14 protein-coding genes are annotated in these 14,064 nt (G+C 58.9%); 11 read left to right on the top strand and 3 right to left on the bottom strand.

What is annotated here, in order from left to right; all coding sequences use genetic code 11:
- Nucleotides 1-4: 4 nt before the first annotated feature.
- Entirely contained in the window at nt 5-1,273 is a 1,269-nt protein-coding gene (locus BUQ90_RS13515) for a cytochrome P450 (RefSeq protein WP_159437112.1), read from the bottom strand.
- A 329-nt stretch (nt 1,274-1,602) separates the two neighbouring features.
- Between BUQ90_RS13515 and BUQ90_RS13510 the strand changes: the two genes are divergently transcribed.
- From BUQ90_RS13510 to BUQ90_RS13460, 11 genes are all read left to right on the top strand, one after another.
- Nucleotides 1,603-1,956: an AtpZ/AtpI family protein gene (locus tag BUQ90_RS13510; protein ID WP_074205682.1), complete on the top strand. Its 354-nt coding sequence runs from the start codon at nt 1,603-1,605 to the stop codon at nt 1,954-1,956.
- A 31-nt stretch (nt 1,957-1,987) separates the two neighbouring features.
- Entirely contained in the window at nt 1,988-2,743 is a 756-nt protein-coding gene (locus BUQ90_RS13505; RefSeq protein ID WP_239447469.1) for a F0F1 ATP synthase subunit A, read from the top strand.
- A 46-nt stretch (nt 2,744-2,789) separates the two neighbouring features.
- Nucleotides 2,790-3,026, top strand: coding sequence for a F0F1 ATP synthase subunit C (locus BUQ90_RS13500; protein ID WP_074205680.1), 237 nt, complete (start codon nt 2,790-2,792; stop codon nt 3,024-3,026).
- A gap of 83 nt (nt 3,027-3,109) precedes the next feature.
- Complete coding sequence (locus BUQ90_RS13495) at nt 3,110-3,595, top strand: F0F1 ATP synthase subunit B family protein (protein WP_074205679.1); 486 nt, start codon at nt 3,110-3,112, stop codon at nt 3,593-3,595.
- 23 nt (nt 3,596-3,618) lie between these two features.
- Nucleotides 3,619-4,146, top strand: coding sequence for a F0F1 ATP synthase subunit B family protein (locus BUQ90_RS13490; RefSeq protein ID WP_239447435.1), 528 nt, complete (start codon nt 3,619-3,621; stop codon nt 4,144-4,146).
- Between the two features lie 305 nt (nt 4,147-4,451).
- Nucleotides 4,452-6,389: an excinuclease ABC subunit UvrC gene (gene uvrC / locus BUQ90_RS13485; protein ID WP_074205677.1), complete on the top strand. Its 1,938-nt coding sequence runs from the start codon at nt 4,452-4,454 to the stop codon at nt 6,387-6,389.
- Between the two features lie 41 nt (nt 6,390-6,430).
- Nucleotides 6,431-7,165: a DNA repair protein RecO gene (recO, locus tag BUQ90_RS13480; protein WP_074205676.1), complete on the top strand. Its 735-nt coding sequence runs from the start codon at nt 6,431-6,433 to the stop codon at nt 7,163-7,165.
- Between the two features lie 62 nt (nt 7,166-7,227).
- Entirely contained in the window at nt 7,228-8,277 is a 1,050-nt protein-coding gene (leuB, locus tag BUQ90_RS13475; RefSeq protein WP_074206429.1) for a 3-isopropylmalate dehydrogenase, read from the top strand.
- A gap of 26 nt (nt 8,278-8,303) precedes the next feature.
- Entirely contained in the window at nt 8,304-9,512 is a 1,209-nt protein-coding gene (gene metZ / locus BUQ90_RS13470) for an O-succinylhomoserine sulfhydrylase (protein WP_074205675.1), read from the top strand.
- A gap of 15 nt (nt 9,513-9,527) precedes the next feature.
- Nucleotides 9,528-9,926: a Co2+/Mg2+ efflux protein ApaG gene (gene apaG, locus BUQ90_RS13465; RefSeq protein WP_074205674.1), complete on the top strand. Its 399-nt coding sequence runs from the start codon at nt 9,528-9,530 to the stop codon at nt 9,924-9,926.
- A gap of 10 nt (nt 9,927-9,936) precedes the next feature.
- Nucleotides 9,937-10,734, top strand: coding sequence for a LysR family transcriptional regulator (locus BUQ90_RS13460; RefSeq protein ID WP_074205673.1), 798 nt, complete (start codon nt 9,937-9,939; stop codon nt 10,732-10,734).
- Between the two features lie 10 nt (nt 10,735-10,744).
- Here the strand turns inward: BUQ90_RS13460 and BUQ90_RS13455 are convergent, their stop codons facing one another.
- Both BUQ90_RS13455 and parE read right to left on the bottom strand, forming a co-directional pair.
- Complete coding sequence (locus BUQ90_RS13455) at nt 10,745-12,058, bottom strand: serine hydrolase (protein ID WP_084192705.1); 1,314 nt, start codon at nt 12,056-12,058, stop codon at nt 10,745-10,747.
- Complete coding sequence (gene parE, locus BUQ90_RS13450; RefSeq protein WP_074205672.1) at nt 12,051-14,039, bottom strand: DNA topoisomerase IV subunit B; 1,989 nt, start codon at nt 14,037-14,039, stop codon at nt 12,051-12,053. Before parE ends, BUQ90_RS13455 begins: the two co-directional genes overlap by 8 nt.
- Nucleotides 14,040-14,064: the final 25 nt, after the last annotated feature.

The following is a 14,064-nucleotide window of genomic DNA, read 5'->3' as shown; positions in this document are numbered from 1 at the left end:
TCCGCTAGCGCAGATCAAACTCTACATGGAGTTCGGGCAGGTTTCTTAAAATGAAGCTCATTTCCGCCTGGGGTTCCGGTTTGCCGGGCGCCAGGCGGAAATTCTTGCCGTGACGCAACAGCGCGGTCCAGCCCAGCTGCAGCTCCTGCCGCGACAGCGGCGCGCCGATACAGGCGTGAACGCCGGCCCCGAACGCAAAATGCGCACCGGCCTTTTTGCGCTGCAGATCACACTGGTCGGCATCTTCAAACTTGCGGTCATCCCGATTGGCCGAGCCATAGCGCAGAAACACGATATCTCCGGCTTTCAGCTTATAGTCCTCCACCGCCGTGTCCCTGGTGACCAGCCGTGGCAGCCCTTGCACGGGTGCCTCCAGACGCAGTGATTCTTCAATGAATGTGGCCAGCATCTTCGGATCGGACGCGATATTCTTCTCGATCTCCGGATTCCGGCATAACAGCAACATCGCCCAGCCAAATGCGCTGGTGGTGGTCTCATGTCCGGCCACGAGAAACTGACCGAGGATGCTCAGGATTTCGCCATGATTGAGCAGGCGATTCTCGTCTTCCAGCCGGGAATTGGCGAGTATCGAAATCATGTCTTCTGTCGGATGGCTGCGCCGTTCCTCGATCAGACGGACCAGCAAATTCTGCAAATCGACGGCGGTTTGCGCGCGTTCGATCATTTGGTCGCCGGTCAGGGGAGTCAGGCGGAGGCCGCTCGCCGCAGCTGTCGCACCGCGGTTGAACATCGCGACATCTTCCTCCGGAATACCCAGTCGCTGACCGATGACCCGGAGCGGGATAGGGGCGGCATAAGCTTCCATGAATTCGATCGCGCCGGCATCACCCAGGGATGCGATGGTTTCCTCGACAACCTGATTGACTGCGGCCTCGGACTTGCGCGTTTCTTTCACAGTGAACAGCGCGCTGACCAGCGAACGGTACCGGGTGTGGCCGGGTTCATCCAGCGTCAGCATGGTTGGCACTGGTGGTATGATCTGTTGCTCGAGTCGCTCCAGTTCTGCCCGGACTTCGGGTGTGGCGGAAGCGATGCCCACCGCGCGCAACTGCTCGAAAAAGACAGTATATTCGCTGGAAAACACTTCCGTATCCCGGATGATCTCCCGCACGATATCATAGCGCGTGGCGACATGAACATTCATCTCCGGCACATGGTGCAGGGCGGGCCCATCGCGCAATTGCCGGTAGGCTTCGTAGGGGTTGACCAGAACATCCGGGTCAAAAATGTTGATGGGAGCTGTCGTTGCCACGATGACCTTTCCTTTCGCACAGTCTCTGCTGTTTGTCTGGTTTGTCTCAATCATATTTGCCGGAGATTGACCACTAGCATATCAATGCAAAAGGCATTTCTTCGTTGTGCGCCCCGGGAAAAAGTCCAACCCGAAATCCCGAACGGGGCGCATGATGACATTCCGCCGAACGGCCCGGAAACTGCTGCAGAAAACATGTCTTTTTTCGCAATGCAGCATGGCTGTTGACTTGGCGCGCGGGCTTTCCTAAACGGGCCGCGCCTTGGCGGGTCGGCCTGCTGTTGTTTATGGCACTTTTTCGTGACTTTCGGGGCATTGAAAGGGCAAAAATGGCGGCAAGCGAATCTGATCAGGATCCACTCGAAGAAGATGTGCGGGTTTCGGCGCTCGAAGAGCGATTGAAACGGGCACAGGACAAAGAGAGGGTCAGGCAGGGGCACCGGAACCGCGGACCTGATGAAAATCAGCGTCTCGGAGCCCGGGTGCTGAGCTATCTGGTCGGAGGCGTGGCTGCCGGTTTTCTTCTCGGGTGGGCTTTTGACACCTGGCTGGGAACAACGCCATTATTTCTGTTGCTGTTCTTTTTCCTCGGAACGGGAGTGGCATTCAGGAAGATTTATGTAATTTCCACGCAGTCCGCGCGCGATGCAAAGGCTGACGTACCGAAAGATGATCAGGGGTAAATCCGTGGCTGAAGAAGGCAAAATTGATCCAATGCACCAGTTTGAGGTGCAGCCGATTATTGAAGGGTTGGGTTTCAACCTGTTCGGACAGGAAATCAATTTCACCAACAGCGCCTTGTGGATGTTTGTGGTTCTGATCACCATTTATCTGTTCATGCGCGGCGGCATGAAGCGGGAACTGGTTCCCGGCCGCTGGCAGCTGATGGTTGAAGGCGTGATCGGCTTTGTCGACAATATCATCGACACCAGCATCGGTCCCAACGGCAAGAAATACACGCCCTGGGTATTCACCCTGTTCATGTTCATCCTGTTCGCCAACTGGTGGGGCATGATGCCCGTTGGAATCGCGGGTATTCACCCGTTCACTGTTACCAGCCAATTCACCGTGACCGGCCTGCTGGCCGCGATCAGCTTTTCCATCGTGCTGATTGTCGGCTTCTGGAAGCATGGCTTCAAGTTTTTCAGCCTCTTTATCCCGCATGGTACGCCACTGCCGATGATCCCGCTAATCTTCATGGTCGAGCTGCTGTCATTCATGGTGCGTCCGTTTAGCCTCGCACTGCGTTTGTTCGTTGCGATGATCGCGGGCCATATTCTGGTCAAGGTGTTCGCCAATTTCGTTATCCAGTCAATTGATGCGGGTGGTGCCAGCCTGCTGGTTGCCGGGCTCAGCATTGTGTTCATTGCGTTCGTGAGTGCGCTCGAATTGCTGGTTTGTGCCATTCAGGCCTATGTTTTTGCTCTTCTTACGTCGCTCTACATAAACGACGCGGAAAACCTTCACTAAGTCACTTTCAATAACCATATCTAGATTAGAAAAACGGAGTACAAAAATGGATCTCTCTTCTGCACAAGTAATCGGCGCCGGCCTTGCGGCAATCGGCGTTGGCGCGGCGGCTACCGGTGTTGGTAACGTCTTCGGTTCCTTCCTCGAAGGTGCTCTGCGTAACCCATCTGCGGCTGACGGCCAGCAGGGACGTCTCTTCATCGGCTTCGCGGCTGCTGAATTGCTCGGCCTGATCGCTTTCGCCGTTGCGATGATCATTCTCTACGCTCCGCCAGCAGCGTAAGACCGAACTTCCGGAGCGGCTTCGGTCGCTCCGATATTGCGCCGGCATTTGTCGGCCAAGCGTTTCGAACCAACGGGTGAATAATGCCTCAAATTGCTCAGCTCATGGAAGTTTACGGCAGTCAGTTTTTTTGGCTTCTGATTGTTATCGGGATCATTTATTTTGGTATCGCCAAAAACATGGTTCCGAAAATCAGCAAGACCGTGGACGATCGGCAGAAGCGGATCAGTGACGACCTCGAGGCGGCACAAACCGCGCGAGACCGGGCGGATCAGATTGAGGAAGAGTATCGGACGCGGATCAACGATGCGAAATCGGATGCGATTTCAACCATCGCCGCTGCGAAGGCCGAGGCCGCCAAGAAGAACGAAGCGTCGGTCAAGCGGGCAGACACCAGCATCGCCAAAAAGGCTGAGGAAGCCGATGCTGCGCTCAAGTCAGCACAGGCTGACGCCCTGAAGGAAATCGAGTCCGTTGCTGCCGAAGCGGCCCGGGACATTGTGGCTACCGTATCCGGCACAAAGGTATCGGCGGCGGACGCGAAAAAGGCCGTCAAGGCCGCTTTCTGAGCGACCGGGCAAGGAGATAGATGATGCTCATCACCATTTTGGCAGAAGGCGCAAAGCCGACCGCTCTTTATCTCGACGCAACCGGCTGGGTGGCCGTCGGCATGCTGATCGTATTCGGCATCATGATCTGGGCCAAGGTTCCGAAACTGGTTGGCGGCATGCTCGACAAGCAGATTGCGGAAATCAAGAAAACGCTCGACGAAGCTGCGGACCTGCGCAAGGAAGCCGAAGCGCTGAAAGCCGAATATGAAGCCAAAACCGCTGGCGCACAGGCCGAGGCCGAAGCCCTGATGGCGAGCGCCGAGAAAGAGGCTGAAGCGCTGGTTGCACAGGCAACAGTGGATACAAAGGCACTGGTGGCCCGTCGCAAGAAAATGGCGGAAGAAAAAATTGCCGCCGCCGAACGTTCGGCGATTGCCGCGGTACGGGCCAAAGCCGCTACAGCTGCAACACAGGCTGCGGAAGCCCTGATTTCCGCCAAGCATGATGCTTCGGCTGACAAATCGCTGGTCGACAAGGCCATTGGCGATATTGGCAAGACGGTCAACTGAACTCGCCCCGTCATCTCCCCGCGCAGGCGGGAGTTCAGCGCAGAAAATTCTCACGCGAAGACGCGAAGTCACGAAGTTTCTCCTTTGCATGGTGATCTTTGCGACTTTGCGTCTTCGCGTGATACCTATTGCAACCCCGCAAGTTTGTTACCGCTTTCGCGGGAAGGGAAAATTCCAGGCTTTCGAACGAGTTCCTGTCGAGAGTGGTCGGCACACAGCCGATTTGCGCAACATGGCATCTCTCGGCTTCGCTCGAGACGAACGTAGTGCTGGATTTGAGTTTCCGGCGAGCCTAAACCCTTTCCATGTCCAAGGCCGACCGTCCCGACCAGCCCAATGCCGCTTCCCGGTTTAACGAGGAGAAGGCGACCTATGCGGTGCGCGGGGAGGGGGACACGCCGGACCTGGAAACCGGCATGGCGGCGATCCGCGAGGTTCTGGAGACATTGCCGACCCGTCCGGGCGTTTACCGGATGCAGGATCAGCGAGGGGATGTGCTTTATGTTGGCAAGGCCCGTTCGCTAAAGGCCCGGGTTGGTGCCTATGTGCAAATGGCGCGATTGCCGCAGCGTCTGCTCCGCATGGTTGCGCAAACCCGATCGATGACGATCGTCACGACCGGCAGCGAGGCCGAGGCGCTGCTTCTGGAAGCGCAGCTGATCAAGAAATTCCGGCCGGCCTATAATGTCCTGCTGCGGGATGACAAAAGCTTCCCGTTCATTCTGCTGCGCGAGGATCATGATTTTCCGCGTATCCAGAAACACCGCGGCGCCCGACGCGCCAAGGGACAATATTTCGGACCCTTTGCCAGTGCGGGATCGGTCAACCAGACACTCAATGCGTTGCAAAAACTGTTTCTGCTGCGGAGCTGTACTGACAGCTTCTTCAACAACCGTTCACGGCCTTGTCTGCTCTATCAAATCAAGCGTTGCTCGGCGCCCTGCGTCGACCGGATCAGCAAAGAGGACTATGCGGAACTGGTTGAAGACAGCCGGAATTTTCTCTCCGGCAAGTCGACTGAAGTGCAAGGCAAGCTCGGTGAGCAGATGGAAAAGGCCTCCGAAGCGCTCGATTTCGAAATGGCGGCGGTTTACCGGGACCGGCTGAAGGCACTGACCTTCATTCAGGGCAATCAGGCGGTCAATGCAGCAGGATTACCCGACGCCGACATTTTCGCGCTGGCGTCCAAGGGCGCGACCGTTTGTATCCAGGCTTTCTTCATTCGCGGTGGTCAGAACTGGGGGCATCGCAGCTTTTTCCCGGCCCATACCAGCCATGTCGAGATCGAGGATGTGTTTTCGAGTTTTTTGATGCAATTCTATGACCGCATGCCGCCGCCGAAACTGGTGCTGCTCGATCGGGAGTTGCCCGATGCGGACCTGCTGGCCGAAGCGCTAGGCACCAAGGCGGAATATAAGGTCAGCGTATCAAAGCCCCAGCGTGGGGATCGTCGCAAACTGCTCGAACAGGCAAGCCGCAATGCGCAGGAAGCCCTAGACCGCAGGCTCGCAGAATCGTCGACCCAGGCGAAAATCATGCGCGAAATGGTCGAGTTGTTCGACATGGATGCGGTCCCCGACCGGATCGAGATATACGACAACAGCCATATCCAGGGCACCAACATGGTCGGCGGCATGGTTGTCGCGGGGCCGGAAGGATTCCGGAAAAACGCCTATCGCAAATTCAATATCAAAAACCCGGATATCGCCCCCGGGGATGATTTTGCGATGATGAAGGAAGTGCTTGAGCGTCGATTCGCCCGGGCACAAAAGGAAGATCCCGACCGGGCGCGGGGCGAATGGCCGGACCTGGTGCTGATCGATGGCGGCAAGGGCCAGATGAGTGCGGCGCAGGATGCGCTGCAGGAAATCGGTGTCGAGGATGTGCTGATGATCGGGGTCTCCAAGGGGCCGGATCGCAATGCCGGGCGGGAAACCTTCCATATGATGGATGGCCGCGAAATCAACCTGCCGATGAACAGCCCGGTATTGTTCTATCTCCAGCGCCTGCGCGACGAAGCCCATCGTTTCGCCATCGGCGCGCATCGCACCCGGCGTGCGAAGTCGGTGGGTCACAGCTCGCTCGACGATGTGCCCGGCATCGGACCGGCGCGGAAAAAGGCGCTGCTGCTCCACTTCGGCACCGCCCGCGCGGTGAAGAACGCATCACTGGACGATCTCCAGGGCGCACCGGGCGTATCGAAGACCGTGGCGCAGAAAGTTTATGACTATTTCCATGGCTGAAGGTCCCACCCATCTTCCCTGCTTGCGGGGAGGGTAGCGGAGTGGCCCATCTTCGCACATCTGCCATCATCTGCTCGGTCCGTCCGCATGGCGAACATGGTGCGGTGGTGCGGTCGCTGACGCCGGAAAACGGACTGGTCGCGGGCTATGTCCGGGGCGCCCGGTCGCGGACCATGCGGCCTGTGCTGATTCCTTCCAACATCGTGCAGGCAGATTATCGCGCGCGAACGGAAGATCAACTGGCATCGATGACGGCGGAACTGGTGCAAAGCCGGGGCGCCTGGCTGGGTGAACCGCTGGCCAGTGCGGGACTGAACTGGGCGACGGCGCTGACGGCCGCCATCTTGCCGGAGGAGCATAGCTATCCCCGGCTGCACAGCGCTCTCTCGGCCCTGCTCGACGCGATCTGCCAGGCACCTTCTGCCAAAGGCTGGGCGGTTGCGCTGGTCCGCTATGAATTGCTTTTGCTGTCGGAACTCGGTTTCGGGCTGGCGCTCGACAAATGCATTGTCAGCGGCAGCGAAGAGGATCTGGTCTTCATCAGTCCGAAGAGCGCGGCGGCGGTTAGCTCTGCGGCGGGAGAGAGCTATCGCGAACGACTACTGCCTTTGCCGGATTTCCTCCGATCTCCCGGACAGCCCGACTGGAATGCGATTTTTGACGGCCTGAAAGTCACCGGATTTTTCCTCCAGCGCCATTTTTTCGCCGACCGCCGAAATGACGTCATGGCGTCGCGTGCTGTGCTCGTGGACCGGCTAAAGCGGATAGAGGCTTAAACACCGGTTGCCTAATCGCGATTCACACGGCAGGAGATCGTTCCGATAACAGAGGAATGGGCATGCATATTGCGGTACTGGCCGGGGACGGCATCGGACAGGAAATCATGACGGAAGCTTTGCGGGCGCTCGACGCACTGGGTCTGGACGACCTGCGTCTCGACCATGCGGATGTGGGCGGTGTCGCCTATCGCAAACATGGCCGGCCGCTACCTGAAGAAACGCTGGAGCTGGCGAAAACCGCGGATGCGATCCTGTTCGGCGCGGTTGGTGATCCCGAGCTGGATGGCCTCCGCCGGGAACTTCGCGTGGAGAGCGCGGTATTGGGTCTGCGCAAGGAATTGCAGCTGTTTGCCAACCTGCGCCCGGCCAAGGCCTTTGCCGGACTGGAAGATCTCTCTGCGCTGAAGCCGGAAGTAGCTGGCGCGATTGACCTGCTGATTCTGCGGGAGCTGACCGGCGATGTCTATTTCGGTGAAAAGGGCCAGCGCACGACCGAAGCCGGTCGCCGCGAAGGCTATGATGTCATGGCCTATGACGAAGATGAGGTCAGCCGGATTGCCCACGTCGCCTTTCGCGCCGCGCAAGGCCGCCGCAAGAAGCTCTGTTCGGTGGACAAGGCCAATGTCCTGCAAACCTCGGTGCTGTGGCGCAAGGTGGTGGAAGAAGTCGCTGCAGAATATCCGGATGTGGAACTGAGCCACATGTATGTCGACAATGCCGCGATGCAGCTGGTGCGGAATCCGGGTCAGTTTGACGTGGTGCTGACCGGTAACATTTTTGGCGATATCCTGTCGGATCAGGCGAGCATGTGCGTGGGCTCAATCGGCCTGCTTGCATCCGCTTCGCTCGGAACTAGCACACGGGGGCTGTACGAACCGATTCACGGCAGTGCCCCGGACATTGCGGGGCAGGGGATTGCCAATCCCTCCGCGATGATCCTGTCCGCCGCGATGATGTTGCGCCACAGTTTTGGCATGGAAACCGAAGCGACCCGGCTGGAAGCGGCGGTGGCCCAGGTTCTCGAACAGGGGGTGCTTGGGCAGGACCTCGGCGGCAGTGCCTCAACCTCCGAAATCGGAGACGCCGTCGTCGCGCAGCTTGCCAGCTGACCGCGAACCGCTTTAGGAAGCAATCCATGAAAAAAGATACGGGCAGCAATCGCGAAACCACGAAAAACTGGCGACCGGCGACACAGGCCGTGCGCAGCGGAACCATGCGCACGGAATTCGGCGAGACGTCCGAGGCGCTGTTTCTGACATCCGGCTATACTTATGATTGCGCCGAAGATGCCGCCGCGCGTTTTGCCGGCGAGCAGGAGGGCATGACTTACAGCCGGCTGCAAAATCCGACGGTGCGCATGCTCGAAGAGCGGATCGCGGTCATGGAGGGTGCCGAAGCCTGCCGGGCCACGGCATCGGGCATGGCCGCGATGACCGCCGCCTTGCTTTGTCAGCTGGAAACCGGAGATCATGTCGTGGCAAGCCGTGCGCTGTTCGGATCCTGCCGCTGGCTGGTCGACAGCCTGCTGCCGAAATTCGGGATCGAGGCGACGGTGATCGACGGGCGGGAAATTGCTCTTTGGGAACAGGCCGTGAAGCCGAACACCAAAGTGTTTTTCTTCGAGACTCCGGCCAATCCGACAATGGATGTCATCGATTTGCGCGCCGTTTGTGATCTCGCCAAAGCGAAAGGCATCACGACGGTGGTCGATAATGCGTTCGCCACCAATGTGTTGCAGCGGCCGATGGAGTTTGGCGCAGATGTTGTGGCCTATAGCGCCACCAAGATGATGGACGGGCAGGGACGCGTGCTGGCGGGCGCCGTTTGCGGGACCGAGGAGTTTATCGAAGAGACCTTGCTCGCCTTCACCCGCAATACCGGACCGACGCTCAGCGCGTTCAACGCCTGGGTCGTGCTCAAGGGACTGGAGACCCTGGACCTTCGCATTCGCCGACAGACAATGAATGCGCTGGAAGTGGGCAAATTCCTCGAGCAGCGGGTGGAGAAAATTCTCTATCCTGGTCTGCCCAGCCATCCCCAGCACAATCTCGCAATGAGTCAGATGGAGGCCGCTGGACCGATATTCTCCCTCCATGTGGGTGGCGGCCGAAAAGAAGCACACGGGCTGCTCAACGCATTGAAACTAATCGATATTTCAAACAATATCGGCGACAGCCGTTCGCTCATGTGCCATCCGGCTTCGACCACCCATTATGGTCTAGCGGAAGAGGCGCGGCTCGAGGTCGGCATTACCGAGGACATGGTACGGATTAACGTTGGACTGGAAGACCCGATGGATTTGATCGATGACCTGGATCAGGCTCTTTCGTCCATCGGCCTTTGACGCTATCGTAGGGGCATGGATTCTTTTTTCCCATATTCCGAAACCACCGAGGGCATCACCATCCGGGTTTCGGTCACCTTCCTGCCCGAGCAATCGGACATTGATGGCCTGCGCTGGTTCTGGGCCTATCATATCCGGATCGAGAACCACGGCGATACCGCGGTACAACTGCTGACCCGGCACTGGCGGATCAGTGACGGACATGGCGGACTGCACAAGGTGGACGGGGAAGGCGTGATCGGGGAACAGCCGATTATCCAGCCAGGCAAGTCGCATGATTATGTGTCCGGTTGCCCGCTCAATACGCCCCATGGTGCGATGGAAGGCCATTTCATGTTCAACGGAGCGGCTCCCGAACCCTTCGCAGTTCGCATTCCGCAGTTTCCGCTGAACATGCCGACGGTCGAACCCTGAGCCCGCTCCCGTGAAAAGAACGCATCTGCCTCTCAATGGCCTGAGGGTCCTCGACGCCGCAGCGCGTCATCTCAGCTTCACGCGTGCGGCTGACGAACTGGCGGTCACGCCAGCGGCAGTCGGACAGCAGATCCGGGCGCTGGAAGACATGCTCGGCGTTGTGATGTTCCGGCGGACCCCCAAGGGACTGGAGCTGACCGACGAAGCGGAGGCGGGCCTCGATGCCCTGCGGTCGGGCTTTCTGCAGTTTGAGGAGTCGGTTCGCGCGATGCAGGCGGGGCAGTCGTCGCATATGCTGACCATCGCGGCCCCACGCGACCTGACCACCAAATGGCTGAACGAACGGCTCGCGAAATTTTCTGCGGATAATGCCGATGTCAGCTTCGCACTGGTCGCATCCGAAGGCGGTGCCGATTTTACCGAAGCCAATCTCGACGTTGCCATCGGCCTGACTGACGGCCCGGGCGAGCAGGAAGGCGTGCTGATTGGCGATACCAATTTTGTGAAAGTGGCTGCCAGCGCTGACGAACCCGGACAGAAAATCGACTGGCCCGGCTGTCCGATTTCAAAGGGCGAAGAAACGCTGATGCGGGTAGCCGATGGCGGTCTGGCGATCGAAGCGGCCGCCAATGGCTTTGGCCATGCCTGGGTCCCGAAAATGCTCGTTCAGCGGGATCTCGCATCGGGACGCGTTGTGGTGATTGGCGAGGACAGCAAATCTTCGCGCGGCTACTGGCTGGTGGCGCCTTTGCCGCAATGGCGCCAGAAAAAGGTCAAGGCGCTCGTCGCGGCGCTTTCCGAAGGCTGATTACCGGGCGTTACCGCGCCAACAAGTTTAGTAGCCGGTTCATCAGCGCCAGAAATTTCGCATTGTCGACCGGCTCTCGATTGTTGTTCCAGCTGCCTGACACGGCATGGATCTGTCCGGACCTGGCCTGCGCCAGAAAGGCAAAGGCCACGACACCGGGTTCCGATCCGCCCTTGCCGCCAATCTGGTCCCAGCGCAGCGCATCGCCCGGCGGGATCAGGCTGTTAATTGCAAGAATTTGCCGGACAACGGGGTCATCCGTCTGATGCAACATTTGCAACAGCCGCGTGATGTCCGACGGGGAGGCGAACCATTCCACCGTGTCGATATGGCGCGGTGCTGTCGCCAGATTGGCGGCTGACACATCATCCAGTCCCAGCCTCTCCTGATTCTGATCAAGCAAATCTGACTGCGCGGCCTCAGATGCCTTGGTCCATATATCGCGCAGATCGGCATTGGCGGGCATTTTTAGAGCAAAGGCTTCCAGCGTGGTCAGCAAGGGCAGCATGCGGTCGGGCCGCGTATGTCCTGAGCGCCGCACCAGAGTCCCGATATTCGACCGGCCCAGCTGCGCGATCAACATGTCGGTCGCGCTGTTGTCGCTGATGGAGATCATCAATGTCGCCAGGGTCTGCAGGGTCAGGGCGCTGCCATCGGGCCAGTTCTGCAATAGGCCGGAGGGCAGGGACTTGCGGTCCAGTTGCACGACATCATCCCATTTGCGGTTGCCTGCACGGATCTGGCGGGACAGTTCGGCGAGCACATAGAGCTTGAATGTGGATCCGATGGCGAGTTGTTGAGCTGGGTTGTGATCCAGAATGACCTGCGGCGTTGCACCTGAGATTTCGGCAATCTGGAAGCCGGTAATACCGGGCAGTTCAGCTATCTCGGATCGGACCTGTTCCAGACTGTCCCCGATTGTTTGTGCACCGGTGACCTGCAGACCGATGACCGGAAACGGTGCGGCGTCATCCAGTACCATCCGCATCGCCACTATCGCTTTCGCATAGGTGATTTCCACAGTGCCGTCGGTGCGCGAAGCCGGCCGGATCTGGCTGATCGCCCGCACCTCTCCATATTGCGCAGTCAATTGTGCAACAAGCTCGCGAAAACGCGCTATGGGAATGGCGTCAAGGAACGAGGCGGCAAAGAAACGCTCCTCCTGTTCCGATCCCTGCAAAATGTCGAGCAGTTCTGAAGCTTTGGCCTGATATTCCGGAGCAACCACGTCCGGTTCCTGCGCGTGTACAGGTGCTGGCGTGGCAATCACAAGCATGCCTGCAAGCAGCGACCCGGCCAGCAGCCGGATCAGCCGGTCAGGCATCAATCGCTTCCTCGTCGAGGCTGGCGGCGTTTTGCTGGATGAAATTGAAACGATGTTCCGGGTTCTTGCCCATCAGGCGGTCGACCAGATCCTTGACGCCGGCGCGATGCTCATATTCCTGTGGCAGCGTCACCCGGTAGAGCGATCGCGTGTCCGGATCCATGGTGGTTTCCTTGAGCTGGCCGGGATTCATTTCGCCAAGGCCCTTGAACCGGCTGACTTCAACCTTCTTGCCCTTGAATGGGCCGGCCTCGATTTCCGCCCGTGCATGATCGTCCTGGGCATAGAGACTCTTGCCGCCTGCGGTCAGGCGATAAAGCGGTGGTCGCGCCAGATAGAGGTGCCCGCGGCGGACCAGTTCCGGCATCTCCTGAAAAAAGAAGGTCATCAGCAAGGTCGCGATATGCGCGCCGTCAACATCGGCATCGGTCATGATGATCACCCGCTCATAACGCAGATTGTCGGGATCACAGTCCTTGCGCGTGCCGCATCCGAGAGCGAGGATGAGGTCGGCTATTTCCGAGTTGGCGAGAATCTTGGCGCTGTTGGCGGAAGCCACATTGAGGATCTTGCCGCGGATCGGGAGGATTGCCTGGGTCTTGCGATTGCGGGCCTGTTTGGCCGAGCCGCCGGCGCTGTCGCCTTCGACGATGAACAGTTCCGTCCCGTCCGGATCATTGCCGGAGCAGTCGGTCAGTTTGCCGGGCAGGCGTACCTTGCGACCGGAAGTCGCCGTCTTGCGCTTCACCTCGCGCTCGGCCTTGCGCTTCAGCCGCTCTTCCATGCGCTCCATGACGAAGCCGAGCAGCGCCTTGCCGCGGTCCATATTGTCGGTGAGGAAATGGTCAAAATGATCGCGCACTGCATTCTCGACCAGCTTCGCAGCCTCTGGTGAGGTCAGGCGGTCCTTGGTCTGGCTCTGGAACTGCGGATCGCGGATGAAAACGGAGAGCATCATTTCTCCGCCCGAGATGATGTCATCGGCGGTTAGCTGCGAGGCCTTTTTCAGCTGCACCAGCTCGCCAAAGGCGCGCATGCCCTTGACCAGCGCGTTGCGCAGGCCGGTCTCGTGCGTGCCGCCATTGGGTGTCGGGATGGTATTGCAATACCAGCTATAGCTGCCTTCGGTCCAGATCGGCCAGGTGATCGCCCATTCGACGCGACCGGCATCGCCCGGAAAGTCCTGATTGCCCGAGAAAAACTCCGTGGTGACACATTCGCGGCCGCTGAGCTGTTCGCGCAAATGATCGGAAAGGCCGCCGGGGAACTGGAAAACAGCTTCGGCCGGGACGTCATCACTGGCCTGTTCGGGATCGCATTTCCAGCGGATTTCAACGCCTGCGTAGAGATAGGCTTTGGACCGGGCCAGTTTGAACAGCCGCGCGGGCTTGAACCTGTTGCCTTCACCGAAAATTTCGGTGTCGGGGATGAAAGAAATGGTGGTCCCGCGCCGATTGGGTGTGCTGCCCACTTCCTCCAGCTTGCCCGTGGCATTGCCCTGCGAAAACGCCTGGCGATAAATGGTCTTGTTGCGGGCGACCTCGACAATGGTTTCGGAAGACAGCGCGTTGACAACCGATACCCCGACGCCGTGCAGCCCGCCCGATGTGGCATAGGCGTCGTTGGTGAATTTCCCGCCCGAGTGCAGGGTGGTCATAATGACTTCCATAGCAGATTTTTCAGGGAATTTCGGGTGCGGATCGACCGGAATGCCGCGCCCGTTGTCGGTCACGGTCAGACGGTTTTCGCTGTCCAGCGTGATTTCGATGCGGCTGGCATGTCCCGCTACCGCTTCGTCCATGCTGTTGTCGATCACTTCGGCTGCGAGATGGTGCAGCGCGCGCTCGTCGACGCCGCCAATGTACATGCCGGGCCGTTTGCGGACCGGTTCCAGTCCCTCCAGAACCTCGATCGCGGACGCGTCATATTCACCGGATTTGGACTGTTTGGGCGGCTCGTCGCCGAAAAGATCATCTGACATGGATGATCCTATAAGAGCGCAGGAG

Origin of the sequence: Parasphingorhabdus marina DSM 22363 (assembly GCF_900128895.1) — a bacterium.
GTDB classification, from domain to species: Bacteria; Pseudomonadota; Alphaproteobacteria; order Sphingomonadales; family Sphingomonadaceae; genus Parasphingorhabdus; species Parasphingorhabdus marina.
Note: the sequence above shows the minus strand (reverse complement) of the source record. Positions and strands in the feature narration are given on the sequence as shown.

What these genes read in the sequence shown, in the direction of transcription:
- BUQ90_RS13490 (WP_239447435.1), top strand. Translation starts at nt 3,619, where the DNA reads ATGCTCATCACCATTTTGGCAGAAGGCGCAAAGCCGACCGCTCTTTAT.
- BUQ90_RS13495 (WP_074205679.1), top strand. Translation starts at nt 3,110, where the DNA reads ATGCCTCAAATTGCTCAGCTCATGGAAGTTTACGGCAGTCAGTTTTTT.
- BUQ90_RS13510 (WP_074205682.1), top strand. Translation starts at nt 1,603, where the DNA reads ATGGCGGCAAGCGAATCTGATCAGGATCCACTCGAAGAAGATGTGCGG.
- parE (WP_074205672.1), bottom strand. Translation starts at nt 14,039, where the DNA reads ATGTCAGATGATCTTTTCGGCGACGAGCCGCCCAAACAGTCCAAATCC.
- uvrC (WP_074205677.1), top strand. Translation starts at nt 4,452, where the DNA reads ATGTCCAAGGCCGACCGTCCCGACCAGCCCAATGCCGCTTCCCGGTTT.
- metZ (WP_074205675.1), top strand. Translation starts at nt 8,304, where the DNA reads ATGAAAAAAGATACGGGCAGCAATCGCGAAACCACGAAAAACTGGCGA.
- leuB (WP_074206429.1), top strand. Translation starts at nt 7,228, where the DNA reads ATGCATATTGCGGTACTGGCCGGGGACGGCATCGGACAGGAAATCATG.
- apaG (WP_074205674.1), top strand. Translation starts at nt 9,528, where the DNA reads ATGGATTCTTTTTTCCCATATTCCGAAACCACCGAGGGCATCACCATC.
- BUQ90_RS13455 (WP_084192705.1), bottom strand. Translation starts at nt 12,058, where the DNA reads ATGCCTGACCGGCTGATCCGGCTGCTGGCCGGGTCGCTGCTTGCAGGC.
- BUQ90_RS13500 (WP_074205680.1), top strand. Translation starts at nt 2,790, where the DNA reads ATGGATCTCTCTTCTGCACAAGTAATCGGCGCCGGCCTTGCGGCAATC.
- BUQ90_RS13505 (WP_239447469.1), top strand. Translation starts at nt 1,988, where the DNA reads ATGCACCAGTTTGAGGTGCAGCCGATTATTGAAGGGTTGGGTTTCAAC.